This is a genomic window from Streptococcus sp. HMSC064H09, assembly GCF_001812625.1.
In the GTDB taxonomy this organism is placed as follows: Bacteria; Bacillota; Bacilli; order Lactobacillales; family Streptococcaceae; genus Streptococcus.
The window spans coordinates 1901-20717 of record NZ_KV809573.1; the positions used below are offsets into that span (position 1 = coordinate 1901).

An 18817-nucleotide genomic window follows, 5' to 3' on the forward strand; every position below is an offset into this window, starting at 1 on the left:
ATGTTAACGGCAAAAAAGCCTCAGCAACCTACACACCAACTGTAACTCCTGTAACACCAACTGCTGAGCCAGCAACATCTATAGACATTCAAGGTCAAATCCAAACAGGTAAACCAAGCTTCATGCCTGGTAACCCAAGTGTACCAATGGATGATGCTGTTCCAGCAACCTTTGAAGATGGCTCAACTACCAAGACTATTCCAGGTGAAGGAACTTACACCGTTTCTCCAGACGGAACAGTAACCTTTGTTCCAGAAAAATCATTCGTTGGAACTGCCCCAGCAGTGACAGTTGTTCGTGAAGATGTTAACGGCAAAAAAGCCTCAGCAACCTACACGCCAACAGTAACACCAGTAACACCAACTGCAGAATCAGTTACCTCAATTGGAAATAAAGGCCAAACGCAAACAGGTAAGCCAGTATTTACAGAAGGCGATAGCCGTGTACCAATGAATAACCAAGTACCAGCTACCTTTGAAGATGGCTCAACAACTAAGACTATTGCAGGTGTAGGAACTTACACAGTAGCTGCAGATGGCACTGTAACATTCACACCAGAAACTGAATTTACAGGAACTGCCCCAGCAGTCACAGTGGTTCGTGAAGATGTTAACGGAACTAAGGCTTCAGCAACCTACACACCAACTGTCCTTCCAATCACTAAGTTTGTTGATAAAGAAGGTAAGGAAATCCCAGGATATCCTACAGTTGATGGTGAACAGCCAAAAGCTGAAATTCCAGGTTACCGCTTCGTAGAAACTAAGAAATTACCTAATGGTGATATCGAACATGTCTACGAGCAAGTAACGACGTCATATGTTGATGAAAATGGTACGCCAATCCCTGGTTATCCAACCGAAGATGGCCAACAACCTAAGAAAGAAATCCCAGGTTATGAATTTGTGAAGACAATTGTAGATGAAAATGGTAATACTCAACACATCTACAAACAAATTGTGACTCCAACACCTGTGCCGGATACAACTCCGACACCAGAGCCACAGCCAGCTCCACAAACAGAAGAGCCTAAGGCTCCAGTGCTTCCAGAAACAAAAGAAGAAGCTCACTTTATCAATCCAAGTGATAAGACAGCTCAACTTCCAGAAACTGGTAGTGAGGATTCAAACCTTGCAATCTTTGGTTTGGCAAGTCTTCTAGCTGGATTTGGACTCTATGGCACAAAACGACGCAAACGTTAAAATGATTTAACGGTCGTATAGGAGCTTAAGAATCCAGATTTCAATTAAAATAGACCTCATGGTATTTGCCATGGGGTCTATTTGTATGGTCCAGCCTGCTGTTTTTCAAGTCGTCATGATTGACTTTGCTCTCTAGGAAGCGTAATCTAGACCTTATGTAAAGGATTATAAGGAGGTCCCTCGATGATTGAAGTAACTTATTTAAATACCGCCAAGCAAGAAAAACACACTTCCTTTGAAGATTACAATGAATTTGTCAGAGCCCAGCAAGCTTGTTGGATTGCCTTACCAGATGCAACGCCAGTCACTAAGGTAACGATAAACGGACATGATATTGGCTACAAAGGACAATATGGTGACCTTTACTTTTATATTATGAAGCTAGACTTGGCACAATATCACTAATAATAAGGGAAAAGAATCAGACATCGTGTTCTGGTTCTTTTTCTTTGAGCAGTGTAATTTTTATAAATTAAGAATATTGCTAATTGACTGAAAATGACTTACAATAGAAAGGAAGAATTTATAGAAGGAGACACATATGAAAAACAAGCGTTTAATTTGGACTTTGGTTTTCTTAGCTATCTTGACGCTCGGTTCTATTGGTACAGATCTTTTCAAAAAAGAACACCAAGATGCCAATAAGGTCGTCAAAGTAGGGATCCTCCAGTTCGTGACTCACGACGCCCTGGATCAAATCGAGAAGGGAATTGAGGATGGCCTTAAGGAAGCTGGTTATAAGGGGGACAAGGTTAAAATCACCCTCCTAAATGCCGAAGGAGACCAGTCTAAAATTCAAACCATGTCTAAACAATTGGTTAATGACAAGAACGATGTCGTTATCGGTATTGCCACACCAGCAGCACAGGGGCTAGCGGCAGCTACCAAGGATATTCCAGTCATCATGGGGGCTATCTCAGACCCTGTTGGGGCAAAATTGGTTAAGAATCTCAAACATCCGGAAGGCAATGTCACTGGTACCTCTAACCAAGTGCCGATTAAGCAGACAGTAGAATTGGTCAAATCACTGACACCAAATGCCAAAACGATTGGTATTCTCTATGCTTCAAGTGAGGACAATTCCAAATCACAGGTTGAAAGCTTTAAGAAATACGCTGAAAAAGATGGTCTAAATGTGGTCGAGTACGCCGTCCCATCAACCAATGAAATCAATACAACCATGTCAGTCATGACTGGTAAGGTAGATGCCATCTGGACGCCTCAAGATAATACGATTGCCTCAGCCTTTTCAACAGTAATCTCATCAGCTAACCAAGCTAAGATTCCAGTTTATACGACGGTTGATACTATGGTAAAAGAGGGCGGTTTGGCTTCAGTTGCTCAAAGCCAATATGAACTTGGAAAGGCTACTGCTCGTAGTGCCGTTAAGGTTCTTAAAGGTAAGAAAGTTAAGGATGTTCCTGTAGATGTTATCGATGATGGCACTCCAACGCTTAACCTTAAAGTTGCTCAAGACCTCAACATCACCATCCCTGACGATGTGCTTAAACAGTCAGACATCGCTGTTAAGGCTGATAAATAAGGAGGACTTATGATTATTTCATCTATTTATCAGGGGCTTTTATACGGAATCCTAGGTCTTGGGATTTACATGACTTTCCGTATCTTGGATTTTCCTGATTTGACAACAGAAGGTTCCTTCCCTCTTGGTGGGGCAGTAGCAGTAACCCTTATGAACTTTGGTTGGAACCCAATCTTAGCAACCTTGGTTGCCGTCTTGGCCGGCTGTGGTGCTGGACTTGTGACTGGTCTCCTCTATACTAAGGGAGAGATTCCTACTATTTTGGCAGGGATTTTGGTCATGACCTCTCTTAACTCAGTCATGCTTATGATTATGGGAAGAGCCAACCTAGGACTTCTAGATATCAAGACTATCCAAGATTTGCTTCCTTTCAGCAAGGACTACAACCTCTTGATTGTTGGTCTCATTGCTGTGACCATTGTTATCACTGCCTTGATTGCCTTTCTTAACACGCGCCTAGGTCAAGCTTATATTGCCACAGGAGATAATAGAGACATGGCCAAATCTTTTGGTATCAACACAGACAATATGGAAGTGATGGGTCTTGTTATCTCAAACGGTATTATTGCCCTCTCTGGAGCCTTGATTAGCCAACAGGACGGTTATGCCGACGTTTCTAAAGGGATTGGGGTTATCGTCATTGGTCTTGCCAGCATTATCATTGGTGAGGTCCTTTATGCGACTAACTTGACTCTGTTGGAACGTTTGATTGCCATCTGTATTGGCTCAATCCTCTATCAGTTCCTTTTGACAGCGGTTATTGCTCTTGGCTTTAACACAAACTACCTCAAACTCTTTAGTGCGATTGTTTTGGCTATTTGTTTGATTTCGCCTGTCCTACGTCGAAAATTCTTTAAGGGGGTGACCTTATCACGATGACAGCTATTGTAGAACTCAAAGATGCGACTGTTAAGGTCAATAACGGTTTTGACACCGAAAAAACCATCCTGGACCATGTCAACCTTACCATTAGAGAAGGTGATTTTATTACCATTCTTGGTGGAAATGGTGCCGGGAAATCAACCCTCTTCAACGTCATTGCAGGGACCCTCATGTTGACCAGTGGTCAGATTTTCATCATGGGTGAGGATGTTACGTCTCTCCCTGCTGAGAAGCGTGCCAAGTACCTCTCACGGGTCTTCCAAGATCCTAAAATGGGGACAGCTCCTCGTATGACCGTTGCAGAAAACCTCTTGATTGCCAAATACCGTGGCGAAAAACGAGGTCTTAAATCACGTCAAATTCATCTCTACACAGAGGAGTTTCAAGGTCTGATTGAACGTATCAGTAATGGTTTAGAAAAGCACTTAGATACACCAGCAGGTCTCCTTTCAGGTGGTCAGCGTCAGGCTCTCAGTCTGTTGATGGCGACACTTAAACGTCCTGAGCTCTTGCTCTTAGACGAGCACACTGCAGCCCTGGATCCTAAGACCAGTGTAGCCCTTATGGAGTTGACTGATGAGTTTGTAACAGGTGACCATCTAACAGCCTTGATGATTACCCACCACATGGAAGATGCCCTAAAATATGGCAATCGTCTAATCGTTATGAAGGATGGTCAAATCATTAAAGACCTTACCAAGGAAGAAAAAGGTCAATTGGATATCACAGACTACTACGCTATGTTTGAGTAAGTCTAGTCTGACTCTAAATTGTAAAATAAGCCAAAAAGTTGTATACTTAAAGGGTATGCAACTTTTTGTTGTGGCCTGTAAATCGACAAGGAGACTGTTCGCACGAACGTTCAGCTCCTTGGACCGTCTGTAAAAATAGGCTCTAGAAGAGAGTCAAACTAAAAAGGAGAAAAACAAGCATGAGCGATATTAAAATTATTGCCCTAGGTGGAGTACGTGAAAATGCTAAGAACCTCTATATTGTTGAGATTAACGACTCTATCTTTATCTTGGATGCTGGTCTAAAGTATCCTGAAAATGAACAACTAGGTGTTGACTTTGTCATTCCTAACTTAGATTACTTGATTGAAAATAGAGATCGTATCCAAGGGATTTTCTTGACTCACGGACATGCCGATGCCATTGGTGCCCTACCTTATATCTTGCAAGACGTCAAAGTACCAGTCTTTGGGTCATCACTTACTATTGAGTTGGCTAAGCTTTTTGTAAAAAATGCTGGCGTTAAGAAATTCAATAACTTCCATGTTATTGATGCAGAAACTGAAATTGAATTTGAAGATGCTGAAGTTTCATTCTTCAAAACAACGCACTCTATTCCAGAATCAATGGGGATTGTTCTTGGCACTGACCAAGGTAATATTGTCTATACTGGTGACTTCAAGTTTGACCAAGCTGCCCGTCCTTACTACAAAACTGATTTAGGTCGTTTGGCTGAAATTGGACGTGAAGGTGTTTTGGCCCTCTTGTCAGACTCAGCAAATGCGACAAGTACTGAACAAACAGCTTCGGAAGCAGAAGTTGGTCAAGAAATTGACCAAGTCATTGCCGATGCAGAAGGACGTGTTATTGTTGCTGCAGTTGCCTCAAACTTGGTACGTATTCAACAAGTCTTCGATTCAGCTGCTGATCACGGACGTCGCGTTGTTCTTACTGGTTTTGACGTTGAAAATATTGTTCGCACAGCCATCCGTCTCAAAAAATTGACTGTGGAGCATGAAAAACTTATTGTCAAACCAAAAGACATGAACAAGTTTGAAGACCACGAGTTGATTATCCTTGAAAATGGTCGTATGGGTGAACCAATCGATGGTCTCCAAAAGATGGCTGTTGGTCGTCACCGTTACGTTCAAATTAAGGATGGAGATCTGGTTTATATCGTAACAACTCCAAGCATTGCTAAAGAAGCTGTAGTGGCACGTGTCAACAACGCTATCTATAAGGCTGGTGGAACTGTTAAGATGATTACGCAGAGCCTTCGTGTATCTGGACATGCCAATGCTCGTGAACTTCAATTGATGATTAATCTCCTTCGTCCACAGTATCTCTTCCCTATCCAAGGTGAGTACCGTGACCTTCAAGCCCATGCAGAGTTAGCCTTGGAAGTTGGTATTCTTCCAGAAAATATTTATATCGTTAAACGCGGTGATATCATGCACTTGTCTGAGGATCAAGGTTTCCTTCACGAAGGTGCGGTTCCAGCTGGTGACGTTATGATTGATGGTAATGCCATTGGTGATGTGGGTAATATCGTCCTTCGTGACCGCAAGGTCTTGTCTGAAGATGGTATCTTTATCGTAGCTATCACTGTGAACAAGAAGGAACGTAAGATTGTCTCTAAAGCGCGTGTGAACACTCGTGGGTTCGTCTATGTTAAGAAGAGCCGTGACATTCTCCGTGAGGCTGCTGACATTGTCAATGCTACCGTTGAAAATTACTTGGCAGGAGACAGCTTCGATTGGGGTGAACTTAAAGGGGCTGTCCGAGACGATGTAGCTAAGTTCCTCTTTGACCAAACTAAACGTCGCCCAGCGATTCTTCCGGTAGTCATGGAAGTACGTTAATCATTGATGTTACAATAAGGGTGTGAGCGTCTTGCTTGCATTCATCGAAATAGAGGTAAATCTCAACAAGATTTTCTTCTTAAAGCAGAAGCTGGGATACCCCAGCTTTTCTGACATTTAGAAAGGAAAATACAATGGCTTTTTTTCAAATTGAATACTCTTCAGATGTTCTAGGACAGTACCGTCAAGTAGATGTCATTTATCCAGACCGCGACCAGATTGCTGAAACGGAAAGTGATACGGACATTCCGGTTCTCTATCTCCTTCATGGTATGGGGGGCAATCATAATTCTTGGGCCTTTCGTACCAATATTCAGCGTCTCCTTCGTAAGACTAATCTTATCGTTATTATGCCTAACTCTGAAAATGGATGGTATACAAATACCAAATATGGTGTTAAGTATTACGATGCCATTGCTAAGGAGCTTCCTCAAGTCATGCAACGTTTCTTCCCAAGTATGACTAAGAAGCGTGAAAAGACTTTTATCGCTGGACTTTCTATGGGTGGCTATGGGTCTTTCAAACTCGCCTTAACGACAAATAACTTTGCTTGTGCGGGTTCCTTCTCTGGTGCCCTTGGATTATCAGTGGAGATGATTACTGATGAAACGAGTGAGTCTAAGGAATACTGGCAAGGTGTCTTTGGAGATTTAGAAGGAAAAGACATTGAGCAGCATAAACTGGTCAAACTAGCCAAACAACATGACAAGAAAACCAAATTTTTTGCCTGGTGTGGTCTTGAGGATTTCCTTTTTGACTCTCAAAACAAAGCAGTGGCTGATTTGAAAGCTCTTGGTTTGGACATTGACTACCGCACTGACCATGGAAGACATGAATGGTATTATTGGGAAAAACAACTAGAAGCCTACTTAGAATGGTTACCTATTGATTACGTTAAAGAAGAACGTTTGTCTTAATAGGTCAAGTTTGTAACATCTTATCAAAGAGATGATAAAAGCTTAAAGTGATATTTTTTACTTGTCAGAACTATTAGAGCTTGATATACTAAGGGAAGTTTCGAAAAGGAGGCTCAATAATGAAAAAATTATTCAGAGTAATCTTCTATATTTCCAAACTTCTTTTACAATTTATTTGGAATCTTATTTGGGCTATATTTAAACTTGCCCTAGTGCTAGCCCTCATTGGGTATGGACTCGTCTACTATGCCAATAACTCTTCAAGTACCTTAGCCACAAATATTAACCAAGCCTTTCATCAAGTAGAGCTAGGGTTTAGTGGTACCAGTACTAGTGACGTTGAGAAAGTTGTCTCTAACCTATCAACGACAGATACTATTCCAGAGTCTAACGGAGCTAGATGGGCGCAAAATACAGCCAGCATCTACATACAATCTACAGACGAAACCTTGGTAGCCGCCTATAAGGAAGCTATCACCAACTGGAATAACACGGGTGCTTTCATCTTTACTTTAACTGATGATGCCTCAACGGCTGACATTGTTGCGACAGACTATTCCGATGCGAATTCACAGGCAGCAGGTTTAGCAGATAGTCAAACCAATGTTTTGACCAATCGCATCACTCATGTGGATGTAAAGTTAAATCGTTACTTCCTCTTGAATAGTGATTTTGGTTATACTCACAAGCGTATTGTTAATACAGCTGAACACGAATTGGGACATGCTATTGGCTTAGACCATGATGACTCTAAGACATCCGTTATGCAATCCGCTGGATCTTATTACGGGATTCAACAGGTAGATATTGATACGGTCCATTCTCTTTATGCTAATTAAGGAGGGGCTGTCATGCGCTATTTGAAACGCCTTGCTAGACGTTACCCCATGCAAACCTTCCTTTTTCTTTTCAATGCTGGGGTCTTTACTTGGTTGCAAACAACAGGAACCATGATTGCCAATCGTTTGGGCTTATCAGGTGATGGCATTTGGATTTATATTCCCACTTGGGTAAAAACGCTGACTAGTCATTCCATAGAGAGTATTCAAGCCCTTTACAGTGCTTCTGGATGGAGTTGGCTAATCACCTCTATGCTTCTCACTTGGCTCTTGACTTTTCTTAGAGGTCTCATGAGAGTAGTGATTATCATTCTGTTAGTTGGTGTTGGCTTATGGCTAGTCTATCGACATTTTGAACTTTTACAAAATCTAAAACTGTCCTGATGGGCAGTTTTAGTTTCCTCTAACAAGTGACTTGGCTATCAAAACATAGACTAATTTCTGTAGATGAAATAAGATAGTTCCTTTAATAATTTCAGAGCGAGCTGTAGACAAGACTTTTCGTTGTGAGAAAAGTGCCTAAAGTTTAAAAGCTTTAGGCACTCGGAAGTTTTGAGACATTAGGCTCAAAACTTAGCTATGGAATTCCGAAGGAAGTCGCTAGCGTCCGCACTCACCTAAGAAAAGTCTAAAAAGAAGAATTAATGTCAATTTAAAACTGCCAATCAGGGCAGTTTTTTTGAGTTATTAGGTCATTTATTTTCTGTAGAAATATGATATAATATAGCTAATTTATTATTTTGGAGGACATTATGGCTTTAGCAAAAATCGTTTATGCCAGTATGACCGGTAACACGGAAGAAATCGCAGATATCGTTGCCAAAAAATTGGAAGAATTGGGTCACACTGTAGATGTAGACGAGTGTACAACGGTTGATGCCGCTGATTTTGAAGATGCGGACATCTGTATTGTAGCGACTTACACTTATGGTGATGGTGAGTTGCCAGATGAAATCGTTGACTTTTACGAAGATTTGGCTGATCTCGATTTGTCAGGTAAAATCTTTGGTGTTGTAGGTTCAGGAGATACTTTCTACGATTATTTCTGTCACTCAGTTGATGAATTTGAAAATCAATTCACTTTCACAGGGGCGACTAAAGGAGCAGATAGTGTCAAGGTTGATCTTTCTGCTGAAGATGAAGATATCGAGAACCTCGAAGCTTTCGCTGAAAAAATTTCAGAAGCATTAGCATAAGAAAAAAGCAGAGTAAAGTCTGCTTTTATTGTAGTTAAAAATGGAGTTTTTATGAATGAAATAGAAAGAGATTTTAGGACGCAATCTCAACATCTGCTTTGGTCCGTTTGGCGAGGGCTCTTAGTGGGGGGGACGGCAGGAGCAGTGGTCAGCCTTTTTCGCTGGTTAATTGCCAAAGGGGCCGCATTTTCTGTAGCTATATACAAAGACGCCCTTCATAATCCACTTCTGATTTTGGGAATTGTCCTGGTTAATCTCTTGATTGCACTTTTTATTGGTTACCTTATTAAGCAGGAAAAAGACATCAAGGGCTCAGGAATTCCCCATGTTGAAGGGGAACTGATGGGGCTCTTACATCCGTCTTGGTGGTCAGTATTATGGCGTAAGTTCCTAGGTGGAGTCCTTGGGATTTCAATGGGACTGATGCTGGGACGTGAGGGCCCTAGTATTCAACTTGGTGCTATGACTGCTAAGGGCTTAGCTGAGAGTCTTAAGCTCTCTGCACGTGAAAAGCGCGTCTTGATTGCTGCAGGAGCGGCAGCAGGGTTATCGGCTGCCTTTAATGCCCCGATTGCCGGTCTTTTGTTTGTTGTCGAAGAAGTCTATCATCATTTCTCGCGTCATGTTTGGGTGACCGCTTTAACGGCATCTTTAGTGGCTAATGCTGTTTCCTTACGGATCTTTGGTCAGGTTCCGGTTCTTGCTATGACAGAAAAATTACCCGTATTTCCTTTGAAAGATTATTGGATTCTTATTGTCTTGGGGATTTTTCTAGGTGTGCTTGGATACGGTTATGAGTGGGTTGTCTTACGTATTGGTAAGGTCTACCAAGGGTTAGGGAAAATCTTCCACTTGCCATCTCATTTTCATGGCCTTCTGGCAGTTCTGTTTATCATTCCTATAGGCCTCTATTTTCCATATCTTTTAGGTGGTGGGAATGAATTGATTCTTGCCCTAAATGGTTTACATCCTGCTCTAACTGTGGCCATCCTCTATTTGGCTATTCGATTTATTTGGAGTATGTTGTCCTTTGGTTCAGGTTTTCCTGGTGGGATTTTCTTGCCGATTTTGACTTTAGGTGCTCTTTCTGGTAGCGTCTTTGCGGCAGCTTTTGAAAATCTAGGATTCTTACAAGTCAGTCAGTTCCCTATTTTTATCATTCTTGGTATGGCTGGTTATTTTGGTGCGGTATCCAAGGCACCGCTAACTGCGATGATTTTAGTGACTGAGATGGTGGGTGACCTTCACCAATTGATGACAATCGGAGTTGTGACCCTGATTGCCTATCTCGTCATGGATTTCATGGGAGGAGAACCCGTCTATGAAGCCATGCTTCACAATCTGATTGCCCACGAACCAAAACAAGTTGATAATATACCGACGATGATTGATTTACCAGTTACAGATAGTTTAGCTGGTCGATTGGTTAAGGATTTAACCTTACCTGACGGGGTTTTGATTTCCACTCAGATTTTTCAAGACCAGTCTGAGGTTGTTCATGGAGACACACGTCTAAAAGCAGGAGCAACCTTATATTTGGTTGTTAATGAAAGTAATATCAGTCAGGTAAGAAAACTCTTTTTATAAGCAATTCAATGGCTTGAGGCTCTTTTGTCCTCAGGTCATTTTTGTTATAATGAAGAGAAAAAAGGAGGTCAGTATGGACTTAAATGAGATTCGCCAACAAATTGACACCGTTGATAATGAGATTGTGGCTTTGTTGGAAGAACGTATGAAATTGGTAACTCGAGTAAGTGCTTATAAACAACGCACCGGAAAGGCGATTTATGATCCCGAACGAGAGCAGGCTCTGTTAGACAAGGTAGGCGCTAGTGTCCTTAATTCCGAATATAAAGAAGCTATCGTCGCAAGTTTTGCGGATATTATGAAGCATTCACGTATTTATCAAGCAAGTAAGCTGGAAAAAAGTAGGCATCTAGAATGAAAGTAAAACAATTAAGTGATAGTCAAGGTCTTTCTTACTTACATTTAGTAATGTTAAGTCTTTATGCAATCTTGTTAGGGGTGCTGGTTGGACTGATTGATGCTGTTTTTGGGCGCGTGCTTATAGGACTCTCGGAATATCGTGACCAGCATATCTTTTATCTGGTTCCAGCACTTCCTTTAGCAGGCCTTTTGATAGTTTACCTTTATCAAAAGCTTGCTGGTAAGGCAGCACAGGGAATGGGCTTGATTTTCAAGGTAGGACATAATGAGGAGGATCAAGTCCCCCTAAGGTTAATTCCACTTGTGACTGTGACCACATGGCTGACCCACCTGTTCGGGGGATCTGCAGGTCGTGAGGGAGTTGCTGTTCAGCTCGGAGCCACAGTTTCCCATGCTTTTAGTCGCTATTTTAAGATCCCTAATGCTTCACGCATTTTCTTGACCATGGGGATGGCAGCTGGTTTTGGAGGGCTCTTCCAAACACCAATCGCTGCGACCTTCTTTGCTCTTGAGGTCTTGACCCTAGGACAGTTAAGCCTTCCAATTTTAGTACCAACTCTTATTGCATCTTTTGTGGCTAGTACTACAAGCCATCTTTTAGGTCTTGAAAAATTTAGCCACTTTGTATCCGATAGTTTGACTATTGACCTTGAGACCTTTGTTAAATTAGCTCTTTTAGGTCTGGTCTTTGGTGTAGCAGGAAATCTCTTTGCTTATCTTTTATCAGTAGCTAAAAAGAAAGTGGCAAGTCTGCTCCCAAATCCCTATTATCGTGTTCTATTAGGAAGTGTCGTCTTAACCTGTCTTCTTTTGATTTTGTGGAAGGGACGCTATACAGGTCTTGGAACGAATTTGATTGCTTTAAGTGTTGGTGGTGGTACCATTTATCCATTGGATTGGCTCTTGAAATTGCTCCTTACCGTCTTTACCTTATCTCTTGGTTTCCAAGGAGGGGAAGTAACTCCTTTGTTTGCCATCGGAGCAAGTCTTGGTGCTGTTTTAGCACCAGTTCTAGGCCTTCCAATTCCACTTGTAGCAGGTCTAGGCTATCTGTCTGTCTTTGGTAGCAGTACCAATACCCTTTTAGCGCCTATTTTCATTGGCGTTGAAGTCTTTGGTCCCGCTAATGCACTCCCTTATGCGATTGTCATGGCTTTTGCTTATCTCATCAATCATAAGACGAGCATTTATGGGCAACAAAAAATGCTAGAAATGCAATAATATACTAGACATCCTGATAATTTTTTGATAAGATACTAAGAGTGTGTAATGGACACACAAAAATAACGGCTAATCCGCTGAGACACAGAGGTTGCTCTTAAGATTAGTAAGATAGGAGTATATAAAAATGAATCCATTGATCCAAAGTTTGACAGAAGGTCAACTTCGTACTGACATCCCATCATTCCGTCCTGGTGACACTGTTCGCGTTCACGCGAAAGTTGTCGAAGGAACTCGCGAACGTATCCAGATCTTTGAAGGTGTAGTTATTTCACGCAAAGGTCAAGGGATCTCAGAAATGTACACAGTTCGTAAAATTTCAAGCGGTATCGGTGTAGAACGTACTTTCCCAATCCACACTCCACGTGTTGAAAAGATTGAAGTTGTACGCTACGGTAAAGTCCGCCGTGCTAAACTTTACTACTTGCGTGCTTTGCAAGGTAAAGCTGCACGTATCAAAGAAATCCGTAAATAATTTACAGATTTCACATAAAAAATCTGTCCTCGTGGCAGATTTTTTCATAAGTCCTCTTAGTTAAATGGATATAACAACTCCCTCCTAAGGAGTCGTTGCTGGTTCGATTCCGGCAGGGGACATTTTTAAGCCTTTAACCATGCGGTTTTAAAGCGTTTTGTCCACATTCTGTCCACATTTGTTTTATCTTTTCATCGTTTCGTGATTTTTGCTCTTGTAACTGGTGGGCGTAGACTTCCAGTGTGATGTTTAGATTCTCGTGCCCTAAAACTTGCGATACAGAAATTAAGTCAATATCGTGGGCTATCAGATAGCTAGCGTAAGTGTGCCTCAATGAGTGGACACGTACCTCACGCCCAACGATTTTACGTAAGGTCTTGTTTACGGCATTGTTGGACAGTGAAGGTAGTAATCTACCGTCCTCGGTAGGTGGTAGCTGGTCAATAAATTTTATAAATTCATCATCAAGCGGTATCTCTCGGATACTGCTTTTTGTTTTGGTCGGTAGAAAACCAGTATTATTTTTGTAGTCCCACGTTTTATTGACTGATAACACGCCAGTGTCTCGGTTGATATCATCCACCGTTAAGCCTAAACACTCAGCGAATCGGATACCAGTTTTAGCTATGATATAGAGTGCTGCATAAGACGCAAATTCTGGACGCTTGCTTGTATCGTAGATCAATCGCTCGTATTCTTCGACTTCTAGGAATTTCGTTTCAATATCACGCCCCTTATTTTTTGCATTGATTTTGGCAAACTTACAAAAGTTACGCTTGATATAGCCTTCATGCACTGCCATTTCAACGCATGATTTTACATGCACATTGAAACGCTCGACAGTATCTTGAGCGTGAGTTTTAGCGTAGTTATTCAGCACACGCTGGTATTGAGTAGCAGTGACAGATTTCAGTTTCTTGTCGTCAAAGAATAATTCTATCTTACGCTGGGTGTTGATATATGCCTTGTAAGTTATTTTGGAAACGGTGGGTTTCTTATAAACTTCGCACCATTGCTTGAAATAAGCGTATAGAGTGATATCTTCATCAACATTCAAGCCGTCTTGTATTTTCAACTCCATCTCAGCAGCAGCCTTGATAGCTTCAGATTTCGTCCTAAAACCACCTTTTGACTTTGGTTTGCGTTTCCCAGTCGAATCGTAGTAGTTTATCCGATACTCCCAACCGTTTTCTCGTTTTCTGTATGATGCCATTGTTTAGTCCTCTTGTATAGATAATCCCTACACTCAAAGTTTGGCGATGGAGAGTGCAGGGATTCTTTTGTTTTATTTTTTATTTAGTAGTAAAGACTGCACCACAGTTCTTGCAGTGCCACTCTTTTTTACCCTTCTTGCCAGCAAAACCAGCTAGAGCACCAACGCCGCCAGTCATAATAGTTCCAGCAGCGGCTTTACCAATTGAGAAACTTTTTCTTTGCTGTACCATAAATTCAACGTCCGTACTTTTGCAATGAGGGCATTTTACAGCTCTTGCTTGTCGAAATTCCTCTTTCAAGTCCTCTTTCGCTTGTCGAAATTCCTCACTCGCTTGTCGAAATTCCTCTTTCGCTTTTGCTTGTTCTATTTTTGATTGTTCTTTTTGCTCTTTAGTCATAGGGTGTTTTATCTCCCAAAAAAGTCGTGCGAACAGTAAAGCAATACCCACAAACATTAATAACCAAAAAGGAGGAAAGATAAAACCTAAAATAAGCCCACCAAAAGTACAGCCAAAAGTTGTTTCGAATTTTAAGTAAGTAGGTACATTTCTAACATCATCCATTTTCATTTTCATTTTCTCCTTTTTTTAAATAACAGTTTGCTGAATTTTCCTAAATTCATCTTGTATCATCGCTTCGCCCCAAGTCGTTGAAATATCATACTGTGTAGCGAAGCGAACCCAATTAAAATCGTAGATATCAGTAGATTTTAAATAATCAACCAGTAACTCGTGGATCATATTTCTATTTGCTTGAGCTTCATATTTTTCATGCAAACGCTCATAGTCTTTAGAGTTGTGTTCTAGGTGGCCCAATTCATGTAAAATGACCTTCAAACGTATTTCTGGGTCTAAATCCCCGTTGATGTAAACAACCCTGTTTATGGGGTCGATAAAGCCATTTCTGGACCATTGACTAGAGCTGAACTCACAGATAGAGACATTGAACTGCTCAAGCAATTCACTTTCAGTCATAGCACCTCACTTTTCCTTACTACTCATATAACCGGCAATGATGCCACGGATAGCCCGCTTATCATCATCAGTCAACGGTTTACCGTCGAACATCATTGCATTATCGATGATGTTATCGATGTCGTGGGCATTGGTTGGTTGTGAATCTTTAGTCATAGGGACATCATACCCCATAAGCCACGCTTCAGATACCCCCAACGTTCTAGCAAGCAGCACCAACTTTTCTTGGTCTGGCGTTGATTTCCCGTTGATATATTGAGACAAAGCACTCTTTCCAAGCTTAACGCCCAATTCCTTTTGATGTGCTTTCGAAAGAGAAATTACGTCAACTTGTTTTAAATTTCGCTCGCTCATAACTTGTTGCAAGCGTGTAGCAGTAGTATTTTTCATATTCTTTACCTTTTTCCTTTATGGATTCATTATATAGTAGAAAATACAAAAGTTCAAGAAAAAATAAAAAAAAGTTCAAAAAATTGAACAAAACTGTTGACAAATAAAAAGAGAAGGATTAAAATAAAACCATAAAGTTCAAGAGATTGAACTTAGAAAGGAGAACTCAATGAGATTTAACTACGCTAAATTAAAGGGTCGTATTAAAGAAAAATACGGGACGCAAGAAGCTTTTGCAAAAGCTATCGGCCTAACTCCCTCAAGGTTTTCATTCAAGATCAACGGGAAAGCGAAGTGGAAACAAGACGAAATTGTAAAAGCGGTTGAACTATTAGAAATCTCACAAGATGAGATAGTTGAATATTTTTTTAACTATAAAGTTCAAGAACTTGAACTAAATAGTTAAAATTATGAAAGGAGCAAACATGAAACCAAAACGATATCCATATAGTGGAAAGAAAAAAGAATCAAACGCTATTTTGAATATAACGATTGATTCTAAAAGACTAGCAAATGTTTCTAATCTTAGATTTTGCCACATGAGACGCCAATTATTTGGTCAATAAACAAATAAACAAATGGCATCGTTATTTTTTGATTTGGACTAGTAACCAAAGTGACATCTACTAAGAGAATAGCTTCGAGTGGGTCGTCGCCGTCGAAAGTATGGCCTAAATTTTTACGAAACTCTAAAAAATTTTTTATACCATCATAAGCTTCATCAGGATTATCAGGAAGTAATTTTCCAAAGTATGTTCCAGCCGCTGTCGATATAGCAATATCATTATCAATTTCTGTGGCAAAGAATGCTATATCACCAACTAAGTCAAATTTTTTTGTAGTAGACATATTAATTCCCCTTTCCATAATATTTGACTAGCGATTTTCATAAGGAGATGAGAGGCCCTATTTAATCATTTGTCATGAATCAATTATATCAGAAAGGATAGAATAACACAATATGTTGTGTTTTCAATACAATAAAAGACTATATATTGTGTTTTGGGAGTGAACATGAAAAAAACTTTAAGCAAGTTACTTATTGACAGAGGAATGACAGTCACAGAGTTAGCTGAAAAGACTGGTATCAGCTATAACACGTTGATGAACATCGGAAAGAGAGACCTTTCTTTCAGTAGAATGGTGAAGATTGCTGACGCTTTAGATGTCAGTTTAGACGAATTCAGAAAGGATAATACATGAACGAAATAGCAACAAATGATTTTGATTATTCCTTGCTCGACGTAAAGACAAAGGAATTTCTGGAAGAAAGTGCCAATATCATTTACGGCATTCAAAGTAAGAGCGCTTATGAAATAGGGAAGCAACTTGCTAAAGCTCAAGAAAAACTTGCGCAAAACAGATACGGGTGTTTTGAAGAATGGTATAGAAGCCTTGGTTTTAAAAAAACCAAAGCCTATGAATATATCAATCATTACAATTTCATTCGTTCGCAGAGCGAACAATTAAATATTGAAAAATTCGAAGAACTCCCTCGGAAACTGCAAGCGGAAGTGTCCAAACCATCTGCCAACCCAGAGGTCAACCAAGCAGTATTCAACGGCGACATCACAACTCATAAAGAATATAAAGAGCTTGAGCGTCGTCTCAAACTCAAAGACCAAGCGCTAGAAGCGGTCAAGGGAGAGTTGGAACGTGTCAAACAAACCAAGACTACTGAAAAGGTGATTGAAAAGGAGATCATTCCAGACGATTATACAGCTACGCAAGAACTAAATAAACAGCTACTAGGAAAGAACAGAGACCTAGCGGACGAACTTGATTCGGTCAAGAGAAGTCTAAGGCTCAAAACGGCTTCTTACGAAATGCTTGAAAAAGAGACATCCGAGGCAATCGCCTTGAAAGAATCCATCGAACACTTACGAGCTGATAAAGAGAAATTAGAAAACAGTGTTTCTAACATCTTTACACTCAGTAACCTAGTGTCAGAATTCGAAGATTTCTTTGATAACAAGATGGCACCGCTTAGATTTAAAACGCTTATTCAAGGGATTGGCAAGGATGCCCAGATTGAAAAACTCAGAGACATCTTGACGCTAACTGAAAACTGGTTAGACGAAATGAATAAGATTGTCCCAGAAAACGGGAGAACAATCATAGAAGGAGAAATCATCAATGAGTAAAAAGAAAGATAAGAGAAAAGAAACCCTACTTGCTGAAACGGTTGAAATGCAAAAAAAACAAGCCATGAACCTTGTGGCACAAAGCAATGTCAATCAGCAACTTTTGGAAGAAGTTATCGGAATCAAGGAAGAAATGGACAGAAATGTTAAAAAGACGAATCAAAAGCTCACTGACATCGAGTTGCTCGTCGAAGAAGTCAACAAAAAAGTCCATATCGACGACGGAGAGGCAACCAAAATCAAGAGTATTGTTTTTCGAAAAGCTGGAGTGTTTGCTGATTTCTACTTTGAAGAACAGAAAACACATCCAAGTGATAACTTGTTCGCATCCAAGAAAGGTCAGTTTATCCGCTTGATGTACTCGCACTTAAAGAAAGCCTTTAACGTGACTAAATACACTAATATCAAGCACGTTGAAGCTAAGAAAGCAATCCAATTCTTGGAAAATTTATCTTATGACGATTTCACACCGTTTGAAATTCGTGAGACACCAAAACAAAAAGAGCTTATCACTCTTGAAAAAGGGTAACGCCTATGGACAACCCATTCAAACCACTAGCTGACCAGTTCGACAGCATGTTAACGGCAGTTATAGCAGATAAAACAAAAGCGTTCGACTTAGACGAAACGCTACCCATGATTTTAACTGCTAAACAGTGTCAGTCCATGCTAGGGATTGGCAACTACACCGAGTTTTTAAGAATAACAAACATCGACGGCTTTCCTAAAATCGATAAAGGCCGGGGGTCACAAATCAGATACCCCAGAGATGCCGTCAGAGATTGGTTCAACACACATTGGCAAGAGATTGCCTAGCACATAACCCTAGCCGTAGCAGTGAGCTAGTGAGGAGATATAAGCAATACCTACCTGAAACTACAACGATTTGATATTCATAATTGTCTCCTTAAATATATAAATCTATGAAAAAAATCCTCACTAGTTCTCTAGTGCGGTTAGGGAATAGAAAGGAATTAACAATGAAAAAACTACTTAAATGGCTATTTGTAAAAGAGCAAGCAGAAACAGTAGAAACTCCAGCATGGACTTTCGAAAAAAACGCATCAGAGCCTAGCCGAGATCGTTACAACAAAATTCACGGATTGGGAGAAACATTGATTTGAAACATCTACTAAAATTCTTATTCGGCAAGAAAAAAACCAAACAGCCGGAACCCTTCTTTGAGTGGGTGGAAACACCAGAGGAGAAACAAGAACGCCTCAAGAACAAGTACACAAAATAACGTTAATCTTTCAGCGTGCAGCCATGACCTCGTCGTGGA

Annotated in this window: 25 protein-coding genes and 1 tRNA gene; 21 read left to right on the forward strand and 5 right to left on the reverse strand. The window is 40.5% G+C overall.

The features are described 5' to 3' along the window. The 15 genes from HMPREF2867_RS04010 to HMPREF2867_RS04080 all read left to right on the forward strand — a co-directional run. Positions 1-1199: LPXTG cell wall anchor domain-containing protein (locus tag HMPREF2867_RS04010; protein WP_141750990.1), on the forward strand; the 1199-nt coding region annotated here is incomplete at its 5' end. Positions 1200-1382: 183 nt separating this feature from the next. Further along, positions 1383-1604: a DUF4649 family protein gene (locus HMPREF2867_RS04015; protein ID WP_021144292.1), complete on the forward strand. Its 222-nt coding sequence runs from the start codon at positions 1383-1385 to the stop codon at positions 1602-1604. Between the two features lie 136 nt (positions 1605-1740). Further along, positions 1741-2742, forward strand: a complete 1002-nt coding sequence (gene trpX, locus HMPREF2867_RS04020; protein WP_014634336.1) for a tryptophan ABC transporter substrate-binding protein — start codon at positions 1741-1743, stop codon at positions 2740-2742. A gap of 9 nt (positions 2743-2751) precedes the next feature. After that, positions 2752-3621 carry an ABC transporter permease gene (locus HMPREF2867_RS04025; protein WP_002883493.1) on the forward strand — a complete coding sequence of 290 codons (870 nt, stop codon included), beginning with the start codon at positions 2752-2754 and terminating at the stop codon, positions 3619-3621. After that, positions 3618-4376, forward strand: coding sequence for an ABC transporter ATP-binding protein (locus tag HMPREF2867_RS04030; protein ID WP_045772081.1), 759 nt, complete (start codon positions 3618-3620; stop codon positions 4374-4376). The genes HMPREF2867_RS04025 and HMPREF2867_RS04030 overlap by 4 nt, the downstream gene beginning before the upstream one ends. A 179-nt stretch (positions 4377-4555) precedes the next feature. Next, positions 4556-6217, forward strand: coding sequence for a ribonuclease J (locus HMPREF2867_RS04035; RefSeq protein ID WP_037600162.1), 1662 nt, complete (start codon positions 4556-4558; stop codon positions 6215-6217). Positions 6218-6351: 134 nt separating this feature from the next. Continuing rightward, entirely contained in the window at positions 6352-7134 is a 783-nt protein-coding gene (locus tag HMPREF2867_RS04040; RefSeq protein ID WP_037600171.1) for an alpha/beta hydrolase, read from the forward strand. A gap of 119 nt (positions 7135-7253) precedes the next feature. Next, complete coding sequence (locus tag HMPREF2867_RS04045) at positions 7254-7973, forward strand: matrixin family metalloprotease (protein WP_070575965.1); 720 nt, start codon at positions 7254-7256, stop codon at positions 7971-7973. A 12-nt stretch (positions 7974-7985) separates the two neighbouring features. Beyond that, positions 7986-8357: a hypothetical protein gene (locus tag HMPREF2867_RS04050; RefSeq protein WP_070575968.1), complete on the forward strand. Its 372-nt coding sequence runs from the start codon at positions 7986-7988 to the stop codon at positions 8355-8357. A gap of 368 nt (positions 8358-8725) precedes the next feature. Then, complete coding sequence (locus HMPREF2867_RS04055; RefSeq protein ID WP_002888085.1) at positions 8726-9169, forward strand: flavodoxin; 444 nt, start codon at positions 8726-8728, stop codon at positions 9167-9169. Between the two features lie 51 nt (positions 9170-9220). Then, positions 9221-10756, forward strand: coding sequence for a ClC family H(+)/Cl(-) exchange transporter (locus HMPREF2867_RS04060; RefSeq protein ID WP_037600186.1), 1536 nt, complete (start codon positions 9221-9223; stop codon positions 10754-10756). Positions 10757-10829: 73 nt separating this feature from the next. After that, positions 10830-11114: a chorismate mutase gene (locus HMPREF2867_RS04065; RefSeq protein WP_037600189.1), complete on the forward strand. Its 285-nt coding sequence runs from the start codon at positions 10830-10832 to the stop codon at positions 11112-11114. Beyond that, positions 11111-12337, forward strand: a complete 1227-nt coding sequence (locus tag HMPREF2867_RS04070) for a voltage-gated chloride channel family protein (protein WP_070575970.1) — start codon at positions 11111-11113, stop codon at positions 12335-12337. The genes HMPREF2867_RS04065 and HMPREF2867_RS04070 overlap by 4 nt, the downstream gene beginning before the upstream one ends. 127 nt (positions 12338-12464) lie before the next feature. After that, entirely contained in the window at positions 12465-12812 is a 348-nt protein-coding gene (gene rplS / locus HMPREF2867_RS04075; RefSeq protein ID WP_002883489.1) for a 50S ribosomal protein L19, read from the forward strand. Between the two features lie 50 nt (positions 12813-12862). After that, positions 12863-12934 (forward strand) — tRNA-Arg (locus HMPREF2867_RS04080). An 11-nt stretch (positions 12935-12945) separates the two neighbouring features. Here HMPREF2867_RS04080 and HMPREF2867_RS04085 read toward each other — a convergent pair. The 4 genes from HMPREF2867_RS04085 to HMPREF2867_RS04100 form a co-directional block, all read right to left on the reverse strand. Continuing rightward, positions 12946-14025 carry a site-specific integrase gene (locus tag HMPREF2867_RS04085; RefSeq protein ID WP_070575973.1) on the reverse strand — a complete coding sequence of 360 codons (1080 nt, stop codon included), beginning with the start codon at positions 14023-14025 and terminating at the stop codon, positions 12946-12948. 79 nt (positions 14026-14104) lie between these two features. Next, positions 14105-14596 (reverse strand): SHOCT domain-containing protein, encoded by a 492-nt coding sequence (locus tag HMPREF2867_RS04090; protein ID WP_070575976.1) that lies wholly within the window; start codon positions 14594-14596, stop codon positions 14105-14107. An 18-nt stretch (positions 14597-14614) separates the two neighbouring features. Further along, positions 14615-15001 carry an ImmA/IrrE family metallo-endopeptidase gene (locus HMPREF2867_RS04095; RefSeq protein ID WP_070575979.1) on the reverse strand — a complete coding sequence of 129 codons (387 nt, stop codon included), beginning with the start codon at positions 14999-15001 and terminating at the stop codon, positions 14615-14617. 6 nt (positions 15002-15007) lie between these two features. Further along, a complete protein-coding gene (locus HMPREF2867_RS04100) occupies positions 15008-15391 on the reverse strand; it encodes a helix-turn-helix domain-containing protein (protein WP_070575981.1) in 384 nt (127 codons plus the stop codon). 169 nt (positions 15392-15560) lie between these two features. On the opposite strand from HMPREF2867_RS04100, the gene HMPREF2867_RS04105 reads away from it, so the two are divergent. Beyond that, complete coding sequence (locus tag HMPREF2867_RS04105) at positions 15561-15797, forward strand: DUF739 family protein (protein WP_070575984.1); 237 nt, start codon at positions 15561-15563, stop codon at positions 15795-15797. 119 nt (positions 15798-15916) lie between these two features. Here HMPREF2867_RS04105 and HMPREF2867_RS04110 read toward each other — a convergent pair whose 3' ends face one another. Then, positions 15917-16240 carry a hypothetical protein gene (locus tag HMPREF2867_RS04110; RefSeq protein ID WP_070575987.1) on the reverse strand — a complete coding sequence of 108 codons (324 nt, stop codon included), beginning with the start codon at positions 16238-16240 and terminating at the stop codon, positions 15917-15919. A 165-nt stretch (positions 16241-16405) separates the two neighbouring features. Here HMPREF2867_RS04110 and HMPREF2867_RS04115 point away from each other — a divergent pair, with 165 nt between their 5' ends. From HMPREF2867_RS04115 to HMPREF2867_RS11330, 5 genes are all read left to right on the forward strand, one after another. Then, positions 16406-16594, forward strand: a complete 189-nt coding sequence (locus HMPREF2867_RS04115; RefSeq protein ID WP_014634349.1) for a helix-turn-helix domain-containing protein — start codon at positions 16406-16408, stop codon at positions 16592-16594. Beyond that, a complete protein-coding gene (locus HMPREF2867_RS04120; protein ID WP_070575990.1) occupies positions 16591-17535 on the forward strand; it encodes a hypothetical protein in 945 nt (314 codons plus the stop codon). The genes HMPREF2867_RS04115 and HMPREF2867_RS04120 overlap by 4 nt, the downstream gene beginning before the upstream one ends. Continuing rightward, positions 17528-18064 (forward strand): ORF6C domain-containing protein, encoded by a 537-nt coding sequence (locus HMPREF2867_RS04125; RefSeq protein WP_070575993.1) that lies wholly within the window; start codon positions 17528-17530, stop codon positions 18062-18064. Before HMPREF2867_RS04120 ends, HMPREF2867_RS04125 begins: the two co-directional genes overlap by 8 nt. Before the next feature lie 5 nt (positions 18065-18069). Then, a complete protein-coding gene (locus HMPREF2867_RS04130; protein WP_070575996.1) occupies positions 18070-18351 on the forward strand; it encodes a DNA-binding protein in 282 nt (93 codons plus the stop codon). A gap of 164 nt (positions 18352-18515) precedes the next feature. Continuing rightward, positions 18516-18659 carry a hypothetical protein gene (locus HMPREF2867_RS11330; protein ID WP_176744098.1) on the forward strand — a complete coding sequence of 48 codons (144 nt, stop codon included), beginning with the start codon at positions 18516-18518 and terminating at the stop codon, positions 18657-18659. The last annotated feature ends 158 nt before the right edge of the window (positions 18660-18817 follow it).

Coding starts and splice junctions, on each gene's coding strand:
- HMPREF2867_RS04015 (WP_021144292.1), top strand. CDS start 1,383: ATGATTGAAGTAACTTATTTAAATACCGCCAAGCAAGAAAAACACACT.
- trpX (WP_014634336.1), top strand. CDS start 1,741: ATGAAAAACAAGCGTTTAATTTGGACTTTGGTTTTCTTAGCTATCTTG.
- HMPREF2867_RS04025 (WP_002883493.1), top strand. CDS start 2,752: ATGATTATTTCATCTATTTATCAGGGGCTTTTATACGGAATCCTAGGT.
- HMPREF2867_RS04030 (WP_045772081.1), top strand. CDS start 3,618: ATGACAGCTATTGTAGAACTCAAAGATGCGACTGTTAAGGTCAATAAC.
- HMPREF2867_RS04035 (WP_037600162.1), top strand. CDS start 4,556: ATGAGCGATATTAAAATTATTGCCCTAGGTGGAGTACGTGAAAATGCT.
- HMPREF2867_RS04040 (WP_037600171.1), top strand. CDS start 6,352: ATGGCTTTTTTTCAAATTGAATACTCTTCAGATGTTCTAGGACAGTAC.
- HMPREF2867_RS04045 (WP_070575965.1), top strand. CDS start 7,254: ATGAAAAAATTATTCAGAGTAATCTTCTATATTTCCAAACTTCTTTTA.
- HMPREF2867_RS04050 (WP_070575968.1), top strand. CDS start 7,986: ATGCGCTATTTGAAACGCCTTGCTAGACGTTACCCCATGCAAACCTTC.
- HMPREF2867_RS04055 (WP_002888085.1), top strand. CDS start 8,726: ATGGCTTTAGCAAAAATCGTTTATGCCAGTATGACCGGTAACACGGAA.
- HMPREF2867_RS04060 (WP_037600186.1), top strand. CDS start 9,221: ATGAATGAAATAGAAAGAGATTTTAGGACGCAATCTCAACATCTGCTT.
- HMPREF2867_RS04065 (WP_037600189.1), top strand. CDS start 10,830: ATGGACTTAAATGAGATTCGCCAACAAATTGACACCGTTGATAATGAG.
- HMPREF2867_RS04070 (WP_070575970.1), top strand. CDS start 11,111: ATGAAAGTAAAACAATTAAGTGATAGTCAAGGTCTTTCTTACTTACAT.
- rplS (WP_002883489.1), top strand. CDS start 12,465: ATGAATCCATTGATCCAAAGTTTGACAGAAGGTCAACTTCGTACTGAC.
- HMPREF2867_RS04085 (WP_070575973.1), bottom strand. CDS start 14,025: ATGGCATCATACAGAAAACGAGAAAACGGTTGGGAGTATCGGATAAAC.
- HMPREF2867_RS04090 (WP_070575976.1), bottom strand. CDS start 14,596: ATGAAAATGGATGATGTTAGAAATGTACCTACTTACTTAAAATTCGAA.
- HMPREF2867_RS04095 (WP_070575979.1), bottom strand. CDS start 15,001: ATGACTGAAAGTGAATTGCTTGAGCAGTTCAATGTCTCTATCTGTGAG.
- HMPREF2867_RS04100 (WP_070575981.1), bottom strand. CDS start 15,391: ATGAAAAATACTACTGCTACACGCTTGCAACAAGTTATGAGCGAGCGA.
- HMPREF2867_RS04105 (WP_070575984.1), top strand. CDS start 15,561: ATGAGATTTAACTACGCTAAATTAAAGGGTCGTATTAAAGAAAAATAC.
- HMPREF2867_RS04110 (WP_070575987.1), bottom strand. CDS start 16,240: ATGTCTACTACAAAAAAATTTGACTTAGTTGGTGATATAGCATTCTTT.
- HMPREF2867_RS04115 (WP_014634349.1), top strand. CDS start 16,406: ATGAAAAAAACTTTAAGCAAGTTACTTATTGACAGAGGAATGACAGTC.
- HMPREF2867_RS04120 (WP_070575990.1), top strand. CDS start 16,591: ATGAACGAAATAGCAACAAATGATTTTGATTATTCCTTGCTCGACGTA.
- HMPREF2867_RS04125 (WP_070575993.1), top strand. CDS start 17,528: ATGAGTAAAAAGAAAGATAAGAGAAAAGAAACCCTACTTGCTGAAACG.
- HMPREF2867_RS04130 (WP_070575996.1), top strand. CDS start 18,070: ATGGACAACCCATTCAAACCACTAGCTGACCAGTTCGACAGCATGTTA.
- HMPREF2867_RS11330 (WP_176744098.1), top strand. CDS start 18,516: ATGAAAAAACTACTTAAATGGCTATTTGTAAAAGAGCAAGCAGAAACA.